This is a genomic window from Prauserella endophytica (genome assembly GCF_005146945.1).
GTDB classification, from domain to species: Bacteria; Actinomycetota; Actinomycetes; order Mycobacteriales; family Pseudonocardiaceae; genus Prauserella_A; species Prauserella_A endophytica.
Genome location: NZ_SWMS01000013.1, coordinates 150,845 through 172,624, shown reverse-complemented (window position 1 = coordinate 172,624; position 21,780 = coordinate 150,845). Strand labels below are relative to the sequence as shown.

Annotated in this window: 20 protein-coding genes; 5 read left to right on the top strand and 15 right to left on the bottom strand. The window is 71.0% G+C overall.

Translation table 11 applies throughout. The annotated features are described in order from the left end of the window. Positions 1-18 precede the first annotated feature (18 nt). The gene (gene guaA / locus FCN18_RS23280; protein ID WP_112276960.1) at positions 19-1,563 is read right to left on the bottom strand and encodes a glutamine-hydrolyzing GMP synthase; all 1,545 of its coding nucleotides are present in this window, start codon (positions 1,561-1,563) and stop codon (positions 19-21) included. A 92-nt stretch (positions 1,564-1,655) separates the two neighbouring features. Here guaA and FCN18_RS23275 point away from each other — a divergent pair, with 92 nt between their 5' ends. Beyond that, positions 1,656-2,954 (top strand): aldehyde dehydrogenase family protein, encoded by a 1,299-nt coding sequence (locus tag FCN18_RS23275; RefSeq protein ID WP_137096084.1) that lies wholly within the window; start codon positions 1,656-1,658, stop codon positions 2,952-2,954. Here the strand turns inward: FCN18_RS23275 and FCN18_RS23270 are convergent. The 3 genes from FCN18_RS23270 to guaB all read right to left on the bottom strand — a co-directional run bounded on the left by FCN18_RS23270 (position 2,935) and on the right by guaB (position 7,581). Beyond that, positions 2,935-4,668, bottom strand: coding sequence for an FAD-dependent oxidoreductase (locus tag FCN18_RS23270; protein WP_137096083.1), 1,734 nt, complete (start codon positions 4,666-4,668; stop codon positions 2,935-2,937). The two genes, FCN18_RS23275 and FCN18_RS23270, sit on opposite strands and share 20 nt — an antisense overlap. Positions 4,669-4,724: 56 nt before the next feature. Further along, complete coding sequence (locus FCN18_RS23265; RefSeq protein ID WP_112276954.1) at positions 4,725-5,867, bottom strand: GuaB3 family IMP dehydrogenase-related protein; 1,143 nt, start codon at positions 5,865-5,867, stop codon at positions 4,725-4,727. Positions 5,868-6,036: 169 nt separating this feature from the next. Then, a complete protein-coding gene (gene guaB / locus FCN18_RS23260) occupies positions 6,037-7,581 on the bottom strand; it encodes an IMP dehydrogenase (RefSeq protein WP_112276952.1) in 1,545 nt (514 codons plus the stop codon). 95 nt (positions 7,582-7,676) lie between these two features. Here guaB and FCN18_RS23255 point away from each other — a divergent pair, with 95 nt between their 5' ends. Beyond that, a complete protein-coding gene (locus FCN18_RS23255; protein WP_170200586.1) occupies positions 7,677-8,072 on the top strand; it encodes a DUF5319 domain-containing protein in 396 nt (131 codons plus the stop codon). 64 nt (positions 8,073-8,136) lie between these two features. Here FCN18_RS23255 and FCN18_RS23250 read toward each other — a convergent pair whose 3' ends face one another. The 5 genes from FCN18_RS23250 to FCN18_RS23230 form a co-directional block, all read right to left on the bottom strand. Further along, the gene (locus FCN18_RS23250; protein WP_112276948.1) at positions 8,137-9,075 is read right to left on the bottom strand and encodes an anti-sigma-D factor RsdA; all 939 of its coding nucleotides are present in this window, start codon (positions 9,073-9,075) and stop codon (positions 8,137-8,139) included. Beyond that, positions 9,076-9,648, bottom strand: a complete 573-nt coding sequence (locus FCN18_RS23245) for a sigma-70 family RNA polymerase sigma factor (protein ID WP_110334886.1) — start codon at positions 9,646-9,648, stop codon at positions 9,076-9,078. A 319-nt stretch (positions 9,649-9,967) separates the two neighbouring features. Then, positions 9,968-10,564, bottom strand: coding sequence for a response regulator transcription factor (locus tag FCN18_RS23240; protein ID WP_003073605.1), 597 nt, complete (start codon positions 10,562-10,564; stop codon positions 9,968-9,970). 140 nt (positions 10,565-10,704) lie between these two features. Further along, complete coding sequence (locus FCN18_RS23235) at positions 10,705-11,556, bottom strand: hypothetical protein (protein ID WP_112276946.1); 852 nt, start codon at positions 11,554-11,556, stop codon at positions 10,705-10,707. A 4-nt stretch (positions 11,557-11,560) separates the two neighbouring features. Further along, complete coding sequence (locus FCN18_RS23230) at positions 11,561-12,547, bottom strand: MerR family transcriptional regulator (protein ID WP_228714093.1); 987 nt, start codon at positions 12,545-12,547, stop codon at positions 11,561-11,563. A 273-nt stretch (positions 12,548-12,820) separates the two neighbouring features. Between FCN18_RS23230 and FCN18_RS23225 the strand changes: the two genes are divergently transcribed. Continuing rightward, a complete protein-coding gene (locus FCN18_RS23225; protein WP_110334884.1) occupies positions 12,821-13,123 on the top strand; it encodes a WhiB family transcriptional regulator in 303 nt (100 codons plus the stop codon). Between the two features lie 77 nt (positions 13,124-13,200). Here the strand turns inward: FCN18_RS23225 and groL are convergent, their stop codons facing one another. Both groL and groES read right to left on the bottom strand, forming a co-directional pair. Beyond that, a complete protein-coding gene (groL, locus tag FCN18_RS23220) occupies positions 13,201-14,820 on the bottom strand; it encodes a chaperonin GroEL (RefSeq protein ID WP_112276944.1) in 1,620 nt (539 codons plus the stop codon). 85 nt (positions 14,821-14,905) lie between these two features. After that, on the bottom strand, positions 14,906-15,199 hold the full coding sequence (gene groES, locus FCN18_RS23215) for a co-chaperone GroES (protein ID WP_110335040.1): 294 nt from the start codon (positions 15,197-15,199) through the stop codon (positions 14,906-14,908). 302 nt (positions 15,200-15,501) lie between these two features. Between groES and FCN18_RS23210 the strand changes: the two genes are divergently transcribed. Beyond that, positions 15,502-17,103: an alkaline phosphatase D family protein gene (locus FCN18_RS23210; protein ID WP_228714092.1), complete on the top strand. Its 1,602-nt coding sequence runs from the start codon at positions 15,502-15,504 to the stop codon at positions 17,101-17,103. 309 nt (positions 17,104-17,412) lie between these two features. On the opposite strand, the gene gdhA is transcribed toward FCN18_RS23210, so the two are convergent. The 4 genes from gdhA to tsaB all read right to left on the bottom strand — a co-directional run bounded on the left by gdhA (position 17,413) and on the right by tsaB (position 21,235). Further along, entirely contained in the window at positions 17,413-18,753 is a 1,341-nt protein-coding gene (gene gdhA, locus FCN18_RS23205; RefSeq protein ID WP_456107167.1) for an NADP-specific glutamate dehydrogenase, read from the bottom strand. Positions 18,754-19,101: 348 nt separating this feature from the next. Then, a complete protein-coding gene (gene tsaD / locus FCN18_RS23200; protein ID WP_113640973.1) occupies positions 19,102-20,148 on the bottom strand; it encodes a tRNA (adenosine(37)-N6)-threonylcarbamoyltransferase complex transferase subunit TsaD in 1,047 nt (348 codons plus the stop codon). Next, positions 20,148-20,621, bottom strand: coding sequence for a ribosomal protein S18-alanine N-acetyltransferase (rimI, locus tag FCN18_RS23195; protein ID WP_113640972.1), 474 nt, complete (start codon positions 20,619-20,621; stop codon positions 20,148-20,150). Before rimI ends, tsaD begins: the two co-directional genes overlap by 1 nt. Beyond that, positions 20,618-21,235, bottom strand: a complete 618-nt coding sequence (tsaB, locus tag FCN18_RS23190) for a tRNA (adenosine(37)-N6)-threonylcarbamoyltransferase complex dimerization subunit type 1 TsaB (protein WP_113640971.1) — start codon at positions 21,233-21,235, stop codon at positions 20,618-20,620. Before tsaB ends, rimI begins: the two co-directional genes overlap by 4 nt. A 71-nt stretch (positions 21,236-21,306) precedes the next feature. Here tsaB and FCN18_RS23185 point away from each other — a divergent pair, with 71 nt between their 5' ends. Continuing rightward, positions 21,307-21,681 (top strand): hypothetical protein, encoded by a 375-nt coding sequence (locus FCN18_RS23185; RefSeq protein ID WP_137096080.1) that lies wholly within the window; start codon positions 21,307-21,309, stop codon positions 21,679-21,681. The last annotated feature ends 99 nt before the right edge of the window (positions 21,682-21,780 follow it).

The following is a 21,780-nucleotide window of genomic DNA, read 5'->3' as shown; positions in this document are numbered from 1 at the left end:
CCCAGTTCAGCAGCGACGTCACTCCCACTCGATGGTGCCCGGCGGCTTGCTCGTGACGTCGAGCACCACCCGGTTCACCTCCGGCACCTCGTTCGTGATCCGTGTCGAGATGCGTTCGAGCACGTCATAGGGTAGCCGCGTCCAGTCGGCCGTCATGGCGTCCTCGCTGGAAACGGGTCGCAGCACCACGGGATGCCCGTAGGTGCGCCCGTCGCCCTGCACGCCGACACTGCGGACGTCGGCGAGCAGCACCACGGGGCACTGCCAGATGTCGCTGTCCAGCCCGGCCGCGGTGAGCTCCTCGCGGGCGATCGCGTCGGCCGCCCGCAGCGTCTCGAGCCGCTCGGCCGTGACCTCTCCGATGATCCGGATGCCGAGGCCGGGGCCTGGGAACGGCTGGCGGTGCACGATCGTCTCCGGCAGGCCAAGCTCGAGGCCGACACGGCGGACCTCGTCCTTGAACAGCAGCCGCAGCGGCTCGACGAGCTGGAACTGCAGGTCGTCGGGCAGCCCGCCGACGTTGTGGTGGCTCTTGATGTTCGAGGCGCCCGTGCCGCCGCCGGACTCGACGACGTCCGGGTAGAGCGTGCCCTGCACGAGGAACTCGGCGTCGCCCGAAGCCTTCAGGTCGCGGGCGGACTGCTCGAAGACGCGGATGAACTCGCGGCCGATGATCTTTCGTTTCTGCTCGGGGTCGGTGACACCGGCGAGCGCGGAGAGGAACCGCTCCCTCGCGTCGACGGTGACGAGCTTGACGCCCGTCGCGGCCACGAAGTCGCGCTCCACCTGCGCGCGCTCCCCGGCGCGCAGCAGGCCGTGGTCGACGAAGACGCACGTGAGCCGCTCGCCGATCGCCTGCTGCACGAGCGCGGCGGCGACGGCGGAGTCAACGCCACCGGAGAGCGCGCAGATCGCGTGCCCTTCGCCGATCTGCGCTTTGATCCTGGCCACCTGGTCGTCCACAATGGACGCGGTGGTCCACTGCGGACGGATGCCGGCGATCTCGTGCAGGAAGCGGCGGAGCACCTCCTGGCCGTGCGGCGAGTGGGCGACCTCGGGGTGGTACTGCACGCCCGCGAAGCGGCGGCCGACGTCCTCGAAACCGGCCACCGGCGCGCCCTCGCTGGACGCGGTGACCGAGAAGCCTTCGGGCGCCTTCGTGACACAGTCGCCGTGGCTCATCCACACCGGGTGCCGCGCGGGCAGTTCCTCGTGCAGCGCACCGCCGGTGACACCGAGCTCGGTGCGGCCGAACTCCCGGGTACCGGTGTGCTCGACGTCGCCGCCGAGCGCCTGCGCCATGGCCTGGAAGCCGTAGCAGATGCCGAACACGGGCACGCCCGCGTCGAACAGCGCCGGGTCGACCCTTGGCGCGCCCTCGGCGTAGACGCTGGAGGGACCGCCGGAGAGGATGATCGCCGACGGCTTGCGTTCCAGCAGCTCGTCGACGGTGGAGGTGTGCGGCACGACCTCCGAGTACACCTGTGCCTCGCGGACCCGCCTCGCGATGAGCTGCGCGTACTGGGCTCCGTAGTCCACGACGAGCACTGGACCTTCTGCCACTGCCGGACCTCCTGGCATTCACGAACGTGCGCTTCCATCGTCGCAGGTGAGCTGCCCGGCGCTGAGCCCAGGTGGCGGTTACGGTCTGCACTATGGACGCCATCACACCGCAGCCGCGAGCCGCCTGGATCGCCGGGCGCGCCGAGCACGGTGCCAGCACGTTCGCCGTCACGCACCCGTGCGACGACACCGAGGTCGCCACCGTGGCGCTGCCGGACGACGACCAGGTCGAACGCGCCGTCGCCTCCGCGGCCGACGCCGCCCCCATCCTGCGCCGCGCTCCCGCACACGCCCGCGCGACGGCGCTGGAGGACGTCGCCAGGGGCCTCGCCACGCGAGCCGACGAGCTCGCGGAACTGATCACCGCGGAGAGCGGGAAACCGTTGCGCTGGGCCGAAGTGGAGGTCGCCCACGCCGTCGCGGCGCTGCGCTCGGCGGCCAGGGAGGCGACCCGCGCCGACGGAGAGCTGCACCGGCTCGACTCCGATGTCGCGGGCGAGCAGCGAATGGAGCTGGTGCGGAAGAGGCCGAGGGGACCCGTGCTCGGCGCGGTGCCCGTCCACTGCCCGCTCGGCGTCGCGGCACACACGGTGGCCGCCGCTCTGGCCGTCGGCGCGCCCGTGGTGCTCGCCCCCGACGTACGCGCTCCGCTCGCGGCGCTCGCGCTCGGCGAGGTGCTCGCCGAGACGGACCTGCCGGAGGGCGCGTACTCGGTGCTGCCCATCGAGGCCATGAAGGTCACGGCCCGACTGGCCACCGACTCGCGTTTCGCCGCGACCTACGCGGGCGCCACGGGCACCACCACGGCGGTGGTGCTCGCCGACTGGCCCGACCTCGACGGGGCCGCGCAACGCATCGCGGCCTCGGCGACGCAGGAGGCCGGGCAGGGCGCGCACGCGGTCCGCACGGTGGCGGTGGACGCGGCCGTCGCCGACGACTTCGTCGCCGCCCTCACCGACGCGGTGCGCGCTCAGCCGACCGGCGACCCGTTCGACCCTGCGGTGTCCGTGGGCCCGATGGCGACGGCGGAGGCCGCCGCGAGGCTCGCGGAGTGGCTCGAAGAGACCACGTCGAACGGGGCCAAGCTGCTCACGGGGTCCGCGACGGAACCCACGCTGCTGCAGGGGCCCGTCGCGGCCGAGCCGGTGCCCGGTCCGGTGCTCGTCGTGTCGGTCGCCGACTCGGCGGATGCCGCGTTCGGACTCGCCGCCGGCTCCCGCACGGGCGTGTTCACCCGCGACGTGACGCTGGCGCTGCGCGCCTCGGCGGAGCTGGCCGCCGACGCCGTGGTGGTCGGCGACGTGCCCACCTACCGCCCGGACTCGGTGCGCGCCACGATGCAGGAGTTCGGCGTCGAGCGCGTCACCGTGCTCACCGGCGTCCCGCTGTGAGCGCGCCCGGCGCGTGGGCCGGCACCGCCGGGTTCTTCGGGGCGACCGGCTCCACGCGGCGGTAGGGCTCGCCCTGCGCGGGTCGAGGGTCGGCCTCGCCCTTGTTCGGCCACAGCGAGAAGGCTCGCTCGGCCTGCGCGGTGATCGTCAGCGACGGGTTCACGCCGAGGTTAGCCGTGATCGCGGCGCCGTCCACGACGTGCAGGTTCGGGTAGTTGAAGACGCGCTGGTAAGGGTCGATCACGCCTTCGTCGGCGCTCGTGCCGATCGGCGCGCCGCCGATGAAGTGCGCCGTCAGCGGGATGTCGAAGATCTCGCCCCACGTGCCGCCCGCCATGCCGCCGATGTGCTCGGCGGTGCGCAGGTTCGCCTCGTGCCCTGCCTTGATGAACGTCGGGTTCGGCTCGCCGTGCCCCTGGCGGGAGGTGTAGCGCCTGCGCCCGAACAGGCCCCGCTTGGTGTAGGTGGTGATGGAGTTGTCGAGGCTCTGCATCACCAGCAGGATCACCGTCCGCTCGCTCCACCGGTAGCCGTTGAGCAGCTTGGCGGTCTGCACGGGGTGGCGGACGACGAACCGCAACGCCTGCCGCCAGCGCGGCACCTCGGAGCTGCCGTCGGTGGCGATGGTCTGCAACAGGCTCATCGCGTTGCTGCCCTTGCCGTACCGGACCGGCTCGATGTGAGTGGACTCGTCGGGGTGGATCGACGACGTGATGGCCACCCCCCGGCTGTAGTCGTTCTCGGGATCCACGGTGGTCCGGGCGGCGCCGACGATCGCCTCGGAGTTGGTCCTGGTGAGCTCGCCCAGCCGCGGTGAGAGGCGGGGCAACGTGCCGGTGTCGCGCATGTCGTGCAGCAGCCGCTGGGTGCCCCACGTGCCCGCGGCCAGCACGACGTGGCCTGCGGTCAGGGTGTGGGTGAACCGGCGCGAGGTGGTGCCGGTCTTGCGGACGTCGACCTCGAAGGAGCCTCCCCCGCTCCCGCGCGGGCGCACGGCGGTGACGGTGGTGAGTGGCACCACCTTCGCCCCACCGTGTTCCGCGAGGTACAGGTAGTTCTTGACCAGCGTGTTCTTGGCGCCCACGCGGCAGCCGGTCATGCACGACCCGCATTCGGTGCAGCCCGTGCGCTCGGGTCCGGCGCCGCCGAAGTACGGGTCGGCGACGCGCTCGCCGGGCTTGCCGAAGTAAACGCCGACCGGGGTCGGGTGGTAGCTGTCGGCCACGCCCAGGTCGGCGGCGACCTTGCGCATGACCTCGTCGGACGGCGTCACCGAGGCGTTGGTGACCACGCCGAGCATGCGGCTCGCCTGGTCGTAGTGCGGTTCGAGCTCGGCCCGCCAGTCGGTGATGTGTGCCCACTGGCGGTCGCGGTAGAAGGGCTCCAGCGGGCGGTACAGCGTGTTGGCGTAGACGAGCGACCCGCCGCCGACCCCGGCGCCCGCGAGCACCATGACGTCCTTGAGCAGGTGGATGCGCTGGATGCCGAAGCAACCGAGCGCGGGCGCCCACAGGTACCGGCGCAGGTCCCACGACGTCTTGGCGAACTCGTCGTCGGCGAAGCGGCGACCGGCCTCGATCACCGCGACCCGGTAGCCCTTCTCGGTCAGCCGCAGGGCCGCGACGCTGCCGCCGAAACCGGAGCCGACCACGATGACGTCGTAGTCGAGATCGGTGGACCTGCCATCGTCAGTGATGGTGTTACGCGCAGTCACACGTAAAACTGTAACTCCGGGCCGCTTTTCTGACCAGGGGTAAGTTACCGTCGAGTTCAGTTACGAACGGTGAGCCCGACGCGCTGGAACTCCTTGAGGTCGGAGTATCCGGTCTTGGCCAACGCGCGGCGCAGCGCGCCGAACAGGTTCACCACGCCCTCGGCGTCGGACGACGGCCCGTGCAGCAGCGTCTTCAGGTCCACCTCGCGGCCGGGCAGCGCTGCCACGCGCGAGCGCGGCAGCGAGGGGTGCGCGGCGGCGGCCGTCCAGTACAGGCCCTTGCCCGGCGCCTCGTGTGCGGAGGCCAGCGGCGCACCGAGCATCACGGCATCGGCACCGCACGCGATCGCCTTGGCGATGTCGCCGCTGCAGCTGATGCCGCCGTCGGCGAGGACGTGCACGTAGCGGCCACCGGTCTCGTCGAGGTAGTCCCTGCGCGCGGCGGCGGCGTCGATGATCGCGGTGGCCATCGGCACGCCGATGCCGAGCACGCGGTCGGTGCTCGTGATGCCCGGTGTGTAGCCGTGCCCGACGATCACGCCGGCCGCGCCGGTGCGCATGAGGTGCATCGCGGTGCGGTAGTCGCTCACACCGCCCGCGATCACCGGAACGTCGAGGTCGGCGATGAAGTCCTTGAGATTGAGCGGGTCGTCCTCGGACGTGTCCTTCGCGACGTGCTCGGCGGACACGATCGTGCCCTGGACGACGAGGATCTCGACGCCTGCCGACAGCAGGTGCGGGGTGAGCTCGGCCGCGTGCTGCGGGCTCACGCGCGCCGCGACGGTGACGCCCGAGTCGCGCACCGTCCGGATGGCCTCGGTGAGCAGATCGGTGCGGATGGACGCCGAGTGCAGCTCCTGCAGCAGCCGCACGACCTCGCCGGTCTCCGCGCCGTCCTTCGCGGCGGTGACCAGGCGGGCGAGCACGCTCTCCGCGTCGGCGTGCCGCGCCCACAGGCCCTCGGCGTTGAGCACGCCCAGGCCCCCGAGCTTGCCGATGGACACCGCCGTGTCCGGCGACACGACCGCGTCGGTCGGGTGCGTCACGAGCGGCAGGTCGAACCGGTAGGCGTCGATCTGCCAGCCGGTGGACACCACCTTCGACGAGCGCGTCCGCCGCGACGGCACGATGTCGATGTCGTCGAGGTCATACGACCGCCGCGCGGTGCGCCCCATGCCGATCTCGACCAGATCCCGCACGTCAAGTCCCTTCTACCCGCGAAAATGCAGCGGGTTCATTGTGGACGCTGTGGTCCACGGCGCTGTGCGCGCCCCCAGGTCCCGCTCCAGCGGCGCCGGAGCCGCTCGCGTGGGCCGTCAGCCGGTTCCGCCACCCGCACGGCCACACAAGCCACGCCGGACACACTCTTCAGCGCGTCGTGTAGTTGGGCGACTCGACGGTCATCGTCACGTCGTGGGGGTGACTCTCCTTGAGACCCGCCGCGGTGATGCGCACGAGCTGCGCGCGCTGCAGCTCGGGGATCGAGTTGGCGCCCGCGTAGCCCATCCCGGAGCGGAGACCGCCCACGAGCTGGTGCACGACGTTCGCCAGCGGGCCGCGGAACGGGATCCGCCCCTCGATGCCCTCCGGAACGAGCTTGTCCTCGGACAGCACGTCGTCCTGCGCGTAGCGGTCCTTCGAGTACGAGCGCTGCTCGCCCCGCGTGCGCATCGCGCCGAGCGAGCCCATGCCGCGGTAGGTCTTGTACTGCTTGCCGTTGACCAGGATCACCTCGCCCGGCGCCTCGGCGGTGCCCGCGAGCAGGCTGCCGAGCATCACCGCGGACGCGCCGGCCGCGATGGCCTTGGCGATGTCACCGGAGTACTGGATGCCACCGTCGCCGATCACGGGAACGCCCGCGGGACGGCACGCCTTGTCGGCCTCGTAGATCGCCGAGATCTGCGGCACACCCACACCGGCCACCACCCGCGTGGTGCAGATCGAGCCAGGGCCGACGCCCACCTTCACGCCGTCCGCGCCCGCCTCGACGAGCGCCTGCGCGCCCGCGCGCGTGGCGACGTTGCCGCCGACGACGTCGACGGTGTCGCCGAGCTCCTTCTTGAGCGTCGACACCGTGTCGAGCACCGCCCGCGAGTGGCCGTGCGCGGTGTCGACCATCAGCACGTCCACGCCCGCGTCGGCCAGTGCCATCGCGCGCTGGTGCCCGTCCACACCGACACCCACGGCGGCGCCGACCAGCAGCCTGCCGTCGGGGTCCTTGGTGGCGTTGGGGTACTGCTCGGTCTTGACGAAGTCCTTGACGGTGATCAGTCCGCGCAGCTTGCCCGCGCCGTCGACGATCGGCAGCTTCTCGATCTTGTGCCTGCGCAGCAGGCCGAGCGCCGCGTCGGCCGTGACCCCGACCTGAGCGGTCACCAACGGGGCCTTGGTCATGACCTCGCTCACGGGCCTGCTGTGGTCCACCTCGAACCGCATGTCGCGGTTGGTGATGATGCCGACGAGCGTGCCGGAAGCGTCGGTGACCGGGACCCCGGAGATGCGGAACCGCGCGCACAGGGCGTCGACCTCTGCGAGCGTGTCGTCCGGCGAGCACGTCACCGGGTCGGTGACCATGCCGGCCTCGGACCGCTTGACGATCTCCACCGCCTGCGCCTGCTCCTCGATCGGCAGGTTGCGCTGGAGCACGCCCATGCCTCCCTGGCGCGCCATCGCGATGGCCATCCTCGCCTCGGTGACCGTGTCCATCGCCGCCGACAGCAGCGGCACGCGCAGCGTGACGTTGCGGGTCAGGCGCGTGCTGGTGTCCACGGCGCTGGGCACGACGTCCGATTCGGCAGGCAGCAGCAGGACGTCGTCGAAAGTCAGCCCGAGCATCGCGAACTTGTCGGGGACGGCGCCATTCGTGGCCTCCGCGGAGGGGATGAGGTCAGCGGAGGTGAACTCGCTCGTCATGAGGGCGGGAAACCTTCCTCGGCGGGTAAGCCAACAGGGGTATACGGACCTGTTAACGATGGTATCTGGGCGTACCCCGGGGCCAGCCCGGTACCGTGCAGGCCGTGCCGCACGACGTGTTGCCCCCAGACCCGTTCGCCGACGACCCGAACGACCCGGCGAAGGAGATCGCCGCCCTGGACGAGCCGGCAGGTGAGCCGATCAGTCCGGACGAGCGCTCCGAACTGCTCGCCGACCTCTCGGATCTCGCCGTCTACCAGGCACTTCTCGAGCCTCGCGGGGTCAGGGGCATCGTGGTGGACTGCGGCGAGTGCGACCAGCCTCACTACCACGACTGGCACCTGCTGAGGGCGAGCCTCGAGCAGCTGCTCTCCGACGGGCACATGCGCCCGCACGAGCCGGCCTACGACCCGAACCCGGCCGACTATGTGAGCTGGGACTACTGCCGGGGCTTCGCCGACGGGATCACGGCCACCGAGAGCGCGTACTGAATGACCCGGAAAGGGGCGTGTGACCGCATCGGTCACACGCCCCTTCTGCTCGAGTGCTCGAGTGTCAGCCCGCGGTTCCGCCGGAGACGACGGCGGGCTCCTGGCCGAACGGCCGGTCGGTGCTGCCCGACTCGCCCCCGCTGGTGTCACCCGTCGACGTGCTCGGCGGTGGCGGTTCGGTGGACGACGTCGGAGGGTTCGTGGTCGGAGACGTGGTGGTGTCCGGAGCCTCCGACGGGTCCGTGGTGGGCCCCGGCAGCGGCAGCTCGTTGGTCGGTTTCGTGCCCGTCGACGTGGACGAGCTGCTGTCCGGCGTGCCGGTGGCGGACGGCGTGGTGCTGGGGGTGTGGCCCGGCTGCGGCTTGTTGAGCTGGGCCAGCAGTTCCATGTGGCGGGCCTTGAGCTGGGCGAGCTCGTCCTCGGCGGTCACCTGGCTCAGTGCCAGCTCCGCCTGCTGGAGTGCGCGGCGCGCGTCGTCGTAGCGCTGCTGCGCCAGCGCGAGATGGGCCTCTTCGAGCTCGGTCCGCACGGAGGCGGCGGCCTCGACCGAGCGGGCGTGGTCCGCGTACAGGACCTTGGAAAGGCCCCACAGCGTGTCGCCGGGCTGTGCGTCCCTGGCGGCGAGAGCGGTGCCGGTGAACCCGATGGCGAGCACGGCGGCGGCAGCGGCGACAGGGACGAGAAGTCTGCGTCTCCGGCCCCGGCCGGCGTGGCGCTTGGCGATGGCCGCGGTCTTGATCGTGGTGACCGCGGTCGGGGTGTCGACCAGTTCAGCGAGCGGCTCGCTGTCGATGTCCCTGCGCCACGCGAGCAGCAGGGCGTTCAGCTCCTGGTCGCCGAGCCCGTCGGCGACCTGCGGGTCGGGGCCGCCGAGCGCGTCGAGCAGCGCGTCGTCGGCCTGGATGGCCGACAGCTCGAGCGTGGTCGAGGACTCGTCCGGCTCTGCCTGCGAGTAGGGAAACACCTCGCCGTTCTCCTGGTTACCGCCGTCGCGTTCCGTCACTCAGACCACCTCCTCAGCGGCCAGCACCTTGCGCAGCCGCGCGAGGGCGCGATGCTGGGCGACCCTCACGGCACCGGGGGTGGACCCCACGGCCTCGGCGGTCTCCTCGGCGGACAGCCCTACGACCACCCGCAACACCACGATCTCGCGTTGTTTGTCCGGCAGGACCTGTAGCAGCTCGGACATCCTCGCGTTCAGCTCGCCCTGCAGGGCGTGCTGCTCAGGACCAACATCGCCCTCCACTTCGTCGGGCACCTCGGCGACCGGCTCGGCACGGTTGCGTGCCGCCGCGCGATGCGCGTCGGCCACCTTGTGCTGAGCAATGCCGTAGACGAAGGCCAGGAAAGGGCGGCCTTGATCACGATACGAAGGCAACGCCGTGAGCACCGCGAGACACACCTCCTGGGCTACGTCGTCAGCCGAAGCGAACGAACGCTCTTGCCTGCCAACTCGGGCGCGGCAGTACCGCACCACAAGGGGACGGATCGCGGCGAGTAGCCGCTCAACCGCCTGTGGGTCACCCTCGACAGCGGCGGCGACTGACTCGTCCAGTCCATCCCCCACATTGGCCATCGCAGACAACAGTCCCGGTGTTACGTGTAGGCGTGCAAGAAGAACGGCGTGCGGCTCTGACATCCCTCACGCCGGTGATACCTACCGTACCTTCCGACACCCCCGGTTTTCGCTCACGGTCGTCGAAACCGCGTCACGCAGGCTGCAACCTGCGGAAACGTCAGCGTACCGTAATTTTGCAACTTTCAACGACCGACACGCTCAGGCGATACGGCGAACATCACAGTACAACGCGGCGCGCCACGTGGGTACATGCCACGTGGCGCGCCGCGACTGTCTTTTTTCAACTACCGGCTGAGGGACCCGCTGGAGCAGAGACTCAGGACACGAGGCCGCGCCGGAAGCCGTGCGCGACGGCCTGGGCGCGGTCACGCACGCCGAGCTTGCGGAAAAGCCGGCGGGCGTGGGTCTTCACGGTGTCCTCGGACAGGTACAGCTCGCGGCCGATCTGCCCGTTGCTCTTGCCCTGGCTCATGCCCCGCAGCACCTGGAGCTCCCGCTCGGTGAGCTGGACACCCGGGTCGGAGGGCTGGCGCGGAGCGGGCACCGAGGTGCTCGCGAGGGTGTGGGCCAGCGCGGCGACGAGCTCGGGACGCGAGGCGTCCCAGCGCAGGTAGCCCCGCGCCCCGCCCGCGATCGCGGCGGCGATGCTGCCGGCGTCGTCCGGGGCGCCGAACACGATCACGTTGGCCTGCGGGTTGGCGGAGACCAGCCTGCGGGTCGCCTCGACTCCCGTCGGCACCGCGCGCTGCGTGCCGACGAGCACGACGTCCACCGGCTGCCGCGAGTAGCGGGCGAGCAACTCGTCACCGTGCGCTACACAGTCGATGCGACTGACGCCGGGGACGGCAGACATCACGCGGGTGAGGCCTTCGCGGACACTGCGTCGGTCGTCGCAGATCAAGACCGTCGTCACGGGGTTTCCTTCCTGCAGCCGGGTGACATTCCACTTCCCCTATCGGACGCTTTAGGTCCCACCTTGACACGATCTGGTGGCTTTTTTTGAAAAATGCCTCGCCCAGATGTCGGTATAGGCCTTGTGACCCAGGTAACAGGCTAGATCGGGACCCACGGAGAGGAGAGCGCGAGGCGCCGGCCCTCCGGGTCCGAGGCCGGTAACAGAGCGTATAACTCGCGAGTAACTCTTGATCTGTTCCAGTCAGCCCGCTCGGGGTCGAGTTCCGCAGCCAGCAACCCGGCGGGCCACGCCAGCGAGCCGAGCCGGTACTTGCCCGTTGCCTCCAGCGCGCCGCCGACCAGCTCGGTCGCCCGTCTCCGCGCGGCGGGCTCGCCGGTGGCGGCGAGCGCGGCGCCGAGGACGAGCGCCGACTTGATCTCGTGCCGCACGGCGCCGCGTTCCCTCGCCAGCGCCTCGGCCCGCTCCGCGTGCGGAACGGCCTCCGCCGCGTCGCCCGCCGCGAGCGCGACCTCGGCGCTCACCCAGCCGAGACGGACCCGCGTCCGCCAGGAGCCGGAGTGCGCGGTCGCCGTCGCGATCAGCCTGCGCGCGGCGGTGAGCCTGCCCCGGCCGAGGTTGTCGGCGGCGAGACCGAGCAGCGCGTCGGCCAGCGCACCGGCCGGGTCGAGCCCGTCCTCGTCGGCAGGCCCGGCGGCGAGCGCGGCGTGCCGCAGCGCGGCGCCGTCGAGCGGGACCGCGGCGGCGTGCCCACCGAGTTGACGGCGGTGGGAGGCCAGTGTGGCCCCGGCCAGCGCGGCGAGCAGCGGGTCCCGGCCCCTTCTCAAGGGGTCGAGCAGCGTCATGGCGGCCGCGTAGCCGCCCCTGGCTCCCAGCACCACCGCGGCGAGCCAGCGTTCCCTCGGACTCGCCGCGGCGGCAGGCTCGCCGTCGTGGATGTCCGGCGCGTCCCCGAACGCCGCGCGGCGCAGGACGCTTTCCCTCGTCAGCACCGGCTCATCCTCGCGGCGCGTCGCCCAGCAGCACGTACTCGACCCGCTCGGCGGCGTCGCGGATGTCGCCGAGCAGCTCGACCTTGGGCGGGAGGTCGCCCGCGTGCCAGGCCGGGCCGCACGCGAAGAGCCGCCCTCTCTGCCTGCCCCGGGCGATGCGCGTGAACAGCCTCGGATTGGCCGACGGCCCGCGCTGCGCCCACAGCACGACCGCGGCAGGCGAGCTGCGGCGCACCGCGACGGCCAGCACGTCGGCGGGCAGCGGCACCCCGAACAGCTGAGTGACGATGCGGCGCTCCGCGAGCGCGGCGGCGAGCACGTACAGGGGGAGTGTGTCGCGCTCGTCGGGAACGCTGCCGAGCAGGACGGGGCGCAGGTTGCGGGGCTCGGCCAGCACGGGTGTCGCCCTGACCAGCGCGCCGAACACGCATTCGGTGAGCAGGTAGCCCACCTCGGAGCCGCCGCGCCCGTCGCGCCAGCCCGCCCCGAGAGCCGCGACCACCGGCCGGATCACGCCCTCCCACGCGTCGAGCACGCCGAGGGTGCCGATGGCCTCGGCCAGCAGGTGCTGCACGGCCCGCACGTCCATCGCCAGTGACGCCGCGCTCAACTGGCGCGCGAAGCGGGGCGGGCCCGCCGGGTCCGTCAAGTCCCGGCCGGCGCCGAGCACGACCTCGCCGTCGGTGGTCTCCAAGCGCAGTTCCGTGACGGGCGGGGAGGGCTCGTTCGAGGCCTTGGGCATGTGCGCGAGCGCGTAGCGGGCGGCCTCGGCGGTGGAGGCGCCGCGCAGCAGCGCGCGCTGCATCAGTTCGAGGCGGACGACATCGGAGGGGCCGTACCGGCGATGCCTGCCGCCGGTGTGCCTGCTGGGACCGAGCCCGTACCGGCGGTCCCACGTCCGCAGCGTGGACGGGGCGACGCCGAGCCTGCGCGCGACCGCGGCGACTGGCAGCGTCGGCTCCGCCGAAGGGGAGGGAACCGGGTCGCGCACAGCCGGCGTGTCACCGGCTGCGCGATCTGAGCCGGACCCGGACCCCACCCGGTCAAATAACCACGGACCACCGAGTGAGAGCAACAGGAGGCTTCTATTCGGTGTGTTACCTGTCACACCCTCGGGGGAGACCTAACGGCTGAAAAGATCGCAACCCCTTGAACAAGTATTGGCGCGCTTCTAACGTTACGCCCGGTTGCACCAAATGGAGTAGTCGCACAAGTACAACTGCAGAATCCGGCCGCGTGGGGCCGGATACCGGAGGCGGTCACGATGGCAGACACGCGCAGGCTCCCTGGCCCGAACGCCGACGTTTGGGACTGGCAACTCGAGGGGTCATGCAGGGGGATGGACAGCGGTTCCTTCTTCCATCCGGACGGTGAACGGGGCCCGGCGAGGGCTCGGCGGGAGGCAAGGGCGAAGGCCATTTGCCATTCCTGCCCGGTGCTGCGGATGTGCCGCGAGCACGCGCTCGCGGTGCACGAGCCATACGGCATCTGGGGCGGACTGTCCGAATCGGAACGCGAGAACATCATCAAATCGCAGAAGCGCTCACTGGCGCTCACCGGCAACTGACCGAGGCAGGGGAAGAAACGAACGGGGCGGCATTCCGATTGGAGTGCCGCCCCGTTCTGTTTCTGTTCTACGCGTGACTAGTGCGCGTGGCCGTGACCGTGGCCGGCGTTGTCGTCGGCCGGTTCCGGCTTGTCCACCACGGAGCTCTCCGTGGTGAGCACCAGGCGTGCGATCGACGCCGCGTTGGCCACCGCGGAGCGGGTGACCTTCACCGGGTCGACGATGCCGCCCGCGAGCAGGTCGGTCAGCTCGCCGGTGGCCGCGTTGAGGCCGTGGCCCCACTCGAGATCCTGGACCTTGACCACGGTGACAGCGCCCTCGTGGCCCGCGTTGCTGGCGATCCAGTACAGCGGGGCGGTCAGCGCCTCCCGCACGATCTTCACGCCAATCGCCTCGTCGCCGGAGAGCTCGGCCTCCAGGGAGGTCAGCTCCTTGGCCACGTGGGCGAGCGCCGTGCCACCGCCGGGCACGATGCCCTCCTCGACGGCCGCCTTGGTCGACGCCACGGCGTCCTCGATGCGGTGCTTGCGCTCGTTCAGCTCGGTCTCGGTGGCCGCGCCGACCTTGATCACCGCGACACCGCCGCCGAGCTTCGCGAGCCGCTCCTGCAGCTTCTCGCGGTCCCAGTCGGAGTCGGTGGTCTCGATCTCCTTGCGGATCTGCGCGATCCGCGCCTGGACGTCGTCCTTGGTGCCCGCACCGTCGACGATCGTGGTGGTGTCCTTGGTGACCTCGATGCGCCGTGCCTTGCCCAGCACGTCGAGACCGGACTCGGACAGCTTCAGGCCCACCTCGGCGGAGATCACCTTGGCGCCCGTGACGACGGCGAGGTCGTCGAGGAACGCCTTGCGGCGGTCGCCGAAGAACGGAGCCTTCACGGCCACCGCGGTGATCGTCTTGCGCAGCGAGTTCACCACGAGGGTGGACAGCGCCTCACCCTCGACGTCCTCCGCGATGATCAGCAGCGGCTTCTTGGCCTCCGCGACCTTCTCCAGCAGCGGGAGCAGGTCGGCCAGCGCCGAGATCTTCTCCCGGTGCAGCAGCACGAAGGCGTCCTCGAGGATCGCCCGCTGCTCCTCCGGGTTGGTCGCGAAGTGCGCCGAGAGGTAGCCCTTGTCGAACTGCACGCCCTCGGTGATCTGGAGCTCGGTGGCCAGCGTGGAGGACTCCTCCACGGTGATCACGCCGTCCTCGCCGACCTTCTCGACGGCCTCACCGAGCAGGGCGCCGATGTTGGCGTCCCGGGAGGTGACGGTGCCGACCTGGGCGATGTTGTCGCGGCCCTTCACGGGGGTCGCCTTGGCCTTGAGTGCCTCGATGACCTTGTCCGCGGCCGCCTCGATGCCCCTGCCGAGCGCGGTCGGGTTGGCGCCGGCGGCCACGTTGCGCAGGCCGACCTTCACCAGCGCCTGCGCCAGCACGGTTGCAGTGGTGGTGCCGTCACCGGCGACGTCGTTGGTCTTGGTGGCGACGCTCTTGGCGAGCTGTGCGCCGAGGTTCTCGAACGGGTCCTCGAGCTCGATCTCGCGGGCGACGGTGACGCCGTCCAGCGTGATCGTGGGGCCGCCGAACTTCTTGTCGAGAACGACGTGCCTGCCGCGCGGGCCGAGGGTCACCTTCACCGCGTTGGCGAGCTTGTCCACCCCGCGCTCGAGGGCGCGGCGAGCGTCCTCGTCGAAGTTGATCTGCTTAGGCATTGATGATGTACCTCTCTCCAGGCACGCGAAACGCCCCGGCCCCCGGCTTGCGCGGGGCCCGGGGCGTTATCGCATACGCGGGTCGTCAGTTGATGACGGCCAGCACATCGCGGGCGGACAGGATCAAGTAGTCCTCGCCGTTGTACTTGACCTCGGTGCCGCCGTACTTGGAGTAGATGACGACGTCGCCTTCCTTGACATCCACAGGGATGCGGTTGCCCTTGTCGTCCACGCGGCCCGGGCCCACGGCCAGAACCTTGCCCTCCTGGGGCTTTTCCTTAGCGGTGTCGGGGATGACGAGACCGGAGGCAGTCGTCTCCTCGGCCTCGCTCGTCTGGACAACGATCTTGTCCTCGAGCGGCTTGATGTTCACGCTCACCGGGTTGACCTCCACGGGTCGTCGAAAGCGTTGGCAGGTACCTAGTTGGGTACGGCTCCTACCACCCCCGCCGTCGCGGGTGCCGGGGCGTGTTTGGTGCCGTGCGATTAGCACTCTAGCTAGCGGAGTGCTAGCCGCGCAACCAGGGTCCCAGGTGGTGGCGCACCCGGTCGGCCAGAACGGGTCACACCGCCGCGCACCGAACATTCACCGGATGATCACCCGATCGGTGAAATCCGGCCATACCCGGAATGCAGGCTGTGCTGGCTCTGACCGTCCGGCCACCACGTTGGGAGTGCCCCGTGCCTTTTTCCGGTGAGAACAGCCCGCTCACGCCGTCCCGCCGAACCGTGCTCGCCTCGGGTGCCGCGCTCGGCGCGGCCGCCGCGGTCGGAACGGCGCTGCCGCTGACCGCGTCGGCGGCGCAGGGAGCGGGCAACCCGAGCACCGGCGAGGTGTTCACCCTCGGCGTCGCCTCGGGCGACCCCGACCCGTACAGCGTGGTCCTGTGGACCCGGCTCGCCCCGAACCCGCTGGCCGAGGACGGCCTGGGCGGCATGCGCGGCACCGTCGAGGTCGAGTGGGAGATCGCGCGGGACGAGCGCTTCAGCCGGATCGTGCGGCGCGGCCGCGAGCGGACCGACGCCGACGCGGGGTACGCCGTACACGCGGAGGTCGCGGGGCTCGCGCCCGGCACGGAGTACTTCTACCGCTTCCGCACGGGCAGGCACCTCTCCCCCGCCGGACGCACCCGCACCGCCCCGGCGTTCGGCGTGGTCGGCTCCGGGCTCGCGATGAGCTTCGCGTCGTGCTCGCAGTACGAGCACGGCTACTTCACTGCCTATCACCACCTCGCCGCCGACGAGCCGGACCTCGTGCTGCACCTCGGCGACTACATCTACGAGTACAAGGCCGACAGCTACGTCTCCCCCACCGGCAACGTGCGGGACCACTCCGGCCCGGAGACCGAGACGCTCGCCAACTACCGGCAGCGGCACGCGCAGTACCGCACCGACGCCGACCTCCAGGCCGCGCACGCCGTCGCGCCGTGGCTCGTGGTGCCCGACGACCACGAGGTGGACAACAACTGGGCAGGCGACGTCTACGAGAAGCCGGAGATCCCCCAGCCGAACTTCATCGAGCGCCGCGCCAACGCGTTCCGCGCCCTCTACGAGAACATGCCGCTGCGCAGGCGGAGCAAGCCCAGCGGCTCGCACATGCGGCTCTACCGGACGGTCCGCTGGGGCGCGCTCGCGAACTTCCACATGCTCGACACCCGCCAGTACCGCGACGACCAGGCGTGCGACGACGGCTGGAAGGTGTGCGCGGACGCCGCCGACCCGGCCCGCACGCTGACGGGCGACGAGCAGGAGGCCTGGCTGATCGAGCAGTTCCGCCGCTCGCGGGCGCGCTGGGACGTGCTGGGCCAGCAGGTGTTCTTCGCCCGCCGCGTCAACGCGTCCGGCGCGACGAGCATGGACTCGTGGGACGGCTACCGGGGTTCACAGGAGCGGATCACCGAGGGCTGGCTCGACGCGGGAGTGCGCAACCCGGTGGTGCTCACGGGCGACGTGCACACCCACTGGGCGAACGAGCTCAAGGCGAACTACGCCGACCCGGACAGCGAGGTGGTGGGCACCGAACTGGTGACCACGTCGATCACCTCGGGCGGCAACGGGGCCGACTCGGACCCGAACGACGACAACAACCTCAAGCTCAACCCGCACATCAAGTTCCGCAACAACCAGCGCGGCTACGTGCGCACGAAGATCACCCGCGACGAGTTCAGGGCCGACTTCCGCGTGCTCGACAAGGTCACCGAGCCCGGGCATCCCGCGCGCACGCGGGCGTCGTTCGTGATCGCCGACCGCAACCCCGGACTGACCGAGGTCACGCCCCGTTAGGCCGCGTCTGACAATCCCGTTGCCGGCTGCGCGGGGCCAGCGCGGCGCTCGGTTCGTGCGGGACACCCGCGCCCGGGGCAGGCGTCGGCGGAAGGCGGTCCGCCTGCGAGGGCCTTCCTCCGCCTGGCGAGGCACCACGCTGGTCCCCGCTCGCACGGCAGCGGATCGTCAGACACGGCCTGGATCAGCTGGACGTTGGTTGCGGATGGGCATCGACGATGGTCGGGCCGGGTCGGGCACCGACTCGGCCTGACTCTCGCCCGGCGTCGAGGGAGGATGCGCCTGGCCCTCGGATGTCCTCAGCTGCCCTCAGATGATGCCGAGGGCGAGCATCGCGTCCGCTACCTGGGTGAAGCCGGCGATGTTGGCGCCGGTGACGTAGTTGCCAGGGGCGCCGTACTCCTCGGCGGTGGCGAGGCAGCGGTCGTGGATGCCGTGAATGATGTCCGCCAGGCGTTGTTCGGTGTGGTCGAAGGTCCAGGTGTCGCGGGAGGCGTTCTGCTGCATCTCCAGTGCGCTGGTCGCCACGCCACCGGCGTTGGCGGCCTTGCCGGGGGCGAAGATCACGCCCGCCTCGGTGAACAGCCGGACGGCCTCGGGCGTGCAGGGCATGTTCGCGCCCTCGGCGACGATGGTGCATCCGTTCGCGACGAGCGTGGCGGCGTCGGCACCGTTCAGCTCGTTCTGCGTGGCGCACGGGAGGGCGATGCCGCAGGGAACCTCCCAGACGGGGCGGCCGGCGACGTACCGGGCGACGCCGCCGCGTTCCTCCGGGTAGGTGTGGATCCGTGCGCGGCGCACCTGCTTGATCTCCTTGAGCAGGTCGAGGTCGATGCCCTTCTCGTCGACCACGTACCCCCCGGAGTCCGAGCAGGCGACGACGGTGCCACCGAGCTGCTGGACCTTCTCGATGGCGTAGATGGCCACGTTGCCCGATCCGGATACGACGACCTGCTTGCCCTCGAAGGAGTCGCCGCGGGCCTTGAGGATCTCATCGACGAAGAACACGGTGCCGTAGCCAGTGGCCTCGGTACGCACCTGTGAACCGCCCCAGGCCAGGCCCTTGCCGGTCAGTACGCCGGACTCGTACCGGTTGGTGATCCGTTTGTACTGGCCGAACAGGTAGCCGATCTCCCGGCCACCGACCCCGATGTCGCCCGCAGGCACGTCGGTGTATTCGCCGATGTGCCGGTACAGCTCGGTCATGAGTGCCTGACAGAACCGCATGATCTCACCGTCGGAGCGGCCCTTCGGATCGAAGTCCGAACCGCCCTTGCCGCCACCGATCGGCAGCCCGGTGAGCGCGTTCTTGAAGATCTGCTCGAAACCGAGGAACTTCACGATGCCCAGGTAGACACTCGGGTGGAAACGCAGGCCACCCTTGTACGGGCCGAGCGCGGAGTTGAACTCCACCCGGAACCCGCGGTTGATCTGCACGGCGCCGTTGTCGTCGACCCACGGCACACGGAAGATGACCTGCCGCTCCGGCTCACACAACCGCCGGATCACCGCGCTGTCCGCGTACTCCGGATGCTTGGCGACCACCGGTCCGAGGGAGTCGAGTACTTCGTGCACGGCCTGGTGGAACTCGGCCTCGCCCGGGTTGCGCCGCACGACCTCGGCGTAGATCTCACCCAGCTTCTCGTCCAGACCCGGCACGCGGTGCTCCTCTTCTCGCGAACAGCGACAACCTCCCAAAACGGTCTCATAAGGACCAGGATCGGAGGACGCGAAGACCGTGTGACAACTGCCACCGCGTGCGGATACCGGGCCGGCGATAGGAGCGCGCTGAACAACCGCTGCCCTGCTGCGCGACGTCCAGACGGCGCCTCGCCGCGTTGCCGGAAAGCCCGAGTACGACCCGGTACGAGGGCTTCCCTCCGCCTTGCCGAGCTCGGGTGGCGGGTGTCCCGCAAGGACCTCGGGTTTGCGGGTGTCCCGCAAGGACACCGCAGCCTGGATCGCCGCTCGCTGCGGGCGGGGTTGTTCAGCACACTCCTAGATCGAGACGGTGCTGACGGGCAGCGCCGGGTTGGCCGAGAAATCGAGCGAGCTCGGCGTGCACCCGGCGGCCACGACGTGGGCGCCGAGCGCCGCGATCATCGCACCGTTGTCGGTGCACAGCCGTGGCCTCGGCACTCGCAGCTCGATACCCGCCGCCTCGCACCGCTCGGCGGCCAGCGAGGACAGCCGGGAGTTGGCGGCCACCCCGCCGGAGATCACGAGCGTGCCGATGCCCGACTCGGTGGCCGCGCGCACGGCCTTGGCGGTCAGCACGTCGGCAACGGCCTCCTGGAACGACGCCGCGACATCGTCGACCGGGATGGGCTCGCCGCGCCGTTCGGCCGCCTCGACCCACCGCGCGACAGCGGTTTTGAGGCCGGAGAACGAGAAGTCGAACGGGGCGTCGCGCGGGCCCGTCATGCCGCGGGGGAACGCGATCGCCTGCGGGTTCCCGTTCTTGGCGGCCTTGTCGATCGGCGGCCCGCCGGGGTAGGGCAGGTCGAGCAGCCGGGCGACCTTGTCGTACGCCTCTCCCGCCGCATCGTCCACTGTGGAGCCGATCTCGGTGATCTTGCCCGCGATGTCGTCGACGCGCAGCAGCTGTGTGTGCCCGCCGGAGACGAGCAGCGCGAGGCACGGCGCTGGCAGCGGCCCGTGCTGGAGGGTGTCGACGGCGATGTGTCCCGCGAGGTGGTTGACGCCGTAGAGGGGCACGTCGAGCGCGGCGGCGTAGGCCTTGGCCGCCGAGACGCCGACGAGCAGGGCACCGGCAAGGCCCGGCCCCGCGGTGACGGCAATGGCGTCCACATCGGACAGCTCGAGGCCCGCGGTCTCGAACGCGCGCTTGGCGGTGGGCACCATGGCTTCCAGGTGCGCCCTGCTGGCGACCTCGGGCACGACTCCCCCGAAGCGCGCGTGCTGCTCGACGCTGGAGGCGACCTCGTCGGCGAGGAGCTCCACTGTGCCGTCGTCGTGCAGGCGAACCAGTCCGACGCCGGTCTCGTCGCACGAACTCTCGATGCCCATGACGATGCGGGACATCAGCGGGCCACCTCCTGTGCTCGCCGGGCCGGACGCGTCATCGTGTAGGCGTCGGCTCCGGATGGCTGGTAGTAGCGCTTGCGCAGGCCGACGCGGCTGAAGCCGTGCTTCTCGTAGAGCCTGATGGCGCTGTCGTTGTCGGTTCGGACCTCGAGGAAAACGGGCGCGGCCAGCTCGTCGGCGCGGGTGAGCAGCGCTTCGAGCAGGGCTGTGCCGATGCCCCTGCTCTGGTGGCTCGGCAGCACGCCGATGGTGTGCACGCTGGTCTCCCAGTCGCCCGGCCTGCCGAGGAGCGCCAGGCCGGCGTACCCGGCCACCTCGCCGTCGTCGTCGAGCGCGACGAGGTAGTAGCCGCCCGCGTCCAACTCGGCGTGGAAGGCTCCGGCACTCCACGGGCTGTCGCCGGAGAAGAGGATCTTCTCGATCTCGACGCAGCGGCGGATGTGCCTGCGGCGCATCGGTTCCAGTCTCACGACGTGGTCACCCGTTTCCGCGTGCCCGGCTCGGCGGCGTCCGGCCTGCGCAGGTAGAGCGGCGTGAGCGGGCCCGGGGTCTGCCCGCTCAGCAGGGCGGCCTTCGCGGCGCCGACGAGGCCGAGCGGAGTGGGCCGCGGGTGGTCGAGCACGCGCCCCGCGGGGTGGAGGTCGGCGGGCTTGTCGACGTGCGGGCCGTCGACCCGGTGACCCTCGGCGTCGTAGTCGGCCCAGTAGACCTCCTTGCGCCGCGCGTCGGTCAGCACGCGGAAGGGTTCGCCGCGCTCCGCGTCCTCGGCGATGGCGTCGAGGGTGCACACCGGGTAGGCCGGGATGCCGAGGCTGTGGGCGAGCGCGGCCGCGGTGACCATGCCGGCGCGCAGGCCCGTGTAGGGGCCGGGGCCGACTCCACAGGCGATGGCGTCGAGGTCACGCAGGGTGTGGCGGGCCTCGGCGACGGCGTCGCGGACGTGCGGGGTGAGCAGCTCGCCGTGGGCGCGGGCGTCGAGGGTGACGCGCTCGGCGAGCAGGCGGGTGGCCCCGCTCTCGCGGTCCACGGAGACGACACCGGCGGTGACGGCGGGCGTGGCGGTGTCGATGGCGAGTACTAGCACCCTTCGAGCGTACGACCAGCCGATCGGGTCACGAGCACAACCTGGGCCGTGGCCACGCGTCTGGGGTGGCGATGAAGATCCTCCGTCTCGCGCTGAGCGTGCCCGTGGCCGCGCTCGCCTGCACGCTGGTCACCGCGCCCGCTGCCGCCAGCTCCGTGTTGTTTGTCGACAAATCGACCGTATCCCCTGGTGAGGTCGTCCACGTGACCGCGAGATGCCCTCTCGCGGAGGGCATCAACCACGTCGGCTCCCCCGCCTTCACCGCGACCGGCCACGACGGCCCGTACACGGGCAATGGCGGGGTCGCCGTGCTCACGGAGCACGTGGGCGGCGTGGGCTCCGGTCACGCTCGGATCCGCACCGATGCCGCGCCGGGCACGTATCCCGTGGTGCTGCGCTGCGGCGGCGGTCACGCGGCCGATGTACAGCTGACGGTCACGGGCTGACGCCCGGACGCACCGCGGCGAAGGCCACCTTCACCGCGCCCACCCGTCGCCCCAACAGCCACACGGAGGCGTTCCGCGCCGCTGTGCCCCGATTCCACG

What these genes read in the sequence shown, in the direction of transcription:
- FCN18_RS23275 (WP_137096084.1), top strand. Translation starts at nt 1,656, where the DNA reads ATGGACGCCATCACACCGCAGCCGCGAGCCGCCTGGATCGCCGGGCGC.
- guaB (WP_112276952.1), bottom strand. Translation starts at nt 7,581, where the DNA reads ATGACGAGCGAGTTCACCTCCGCTGACCTCATCCCCTCCGCGGAGGCC.
- FCN18_RS23245 (WP_110334886.1), bottom strand. Translation starts at nt 9,648, where the DNA reads ATGGCCAATGTGGGGGATGGACTGGACGAGTCAGTCGCCGCCGCTGTC.
- FCN18_RS23225 (WP_110334884.1), top strand. Translation starts at nt 12,821, where the DNA reads ATGGCAGACACGCGCAGGCTCCCTGGCCCGAACGCCGACGTTTGGGAC.
- groL (WP_112276944.1), bottom strand. Translation starts at nt 14,820, where the DNA reads ATGCCTAAGCAGATCAACTTCGACGAGGACGCTCGCCGCGCCCTCGAG.
- tsaD (WP_113640973.1), bottom strand. Translation starts at nt 20,148, where the DNA reads ATGTCCCGCATCGTCATGGGCATCGAGAGTTCGTGCGACGAGACCGGC.
- FCN18_RS23185 (WP_137096080.1), top strand. Translation starts at nt 21,307, where the DNA reads ATGAAGATCCTCCGTCTCGCGCTGAGCGTGCCCGTGGCCGCGCTCGCC.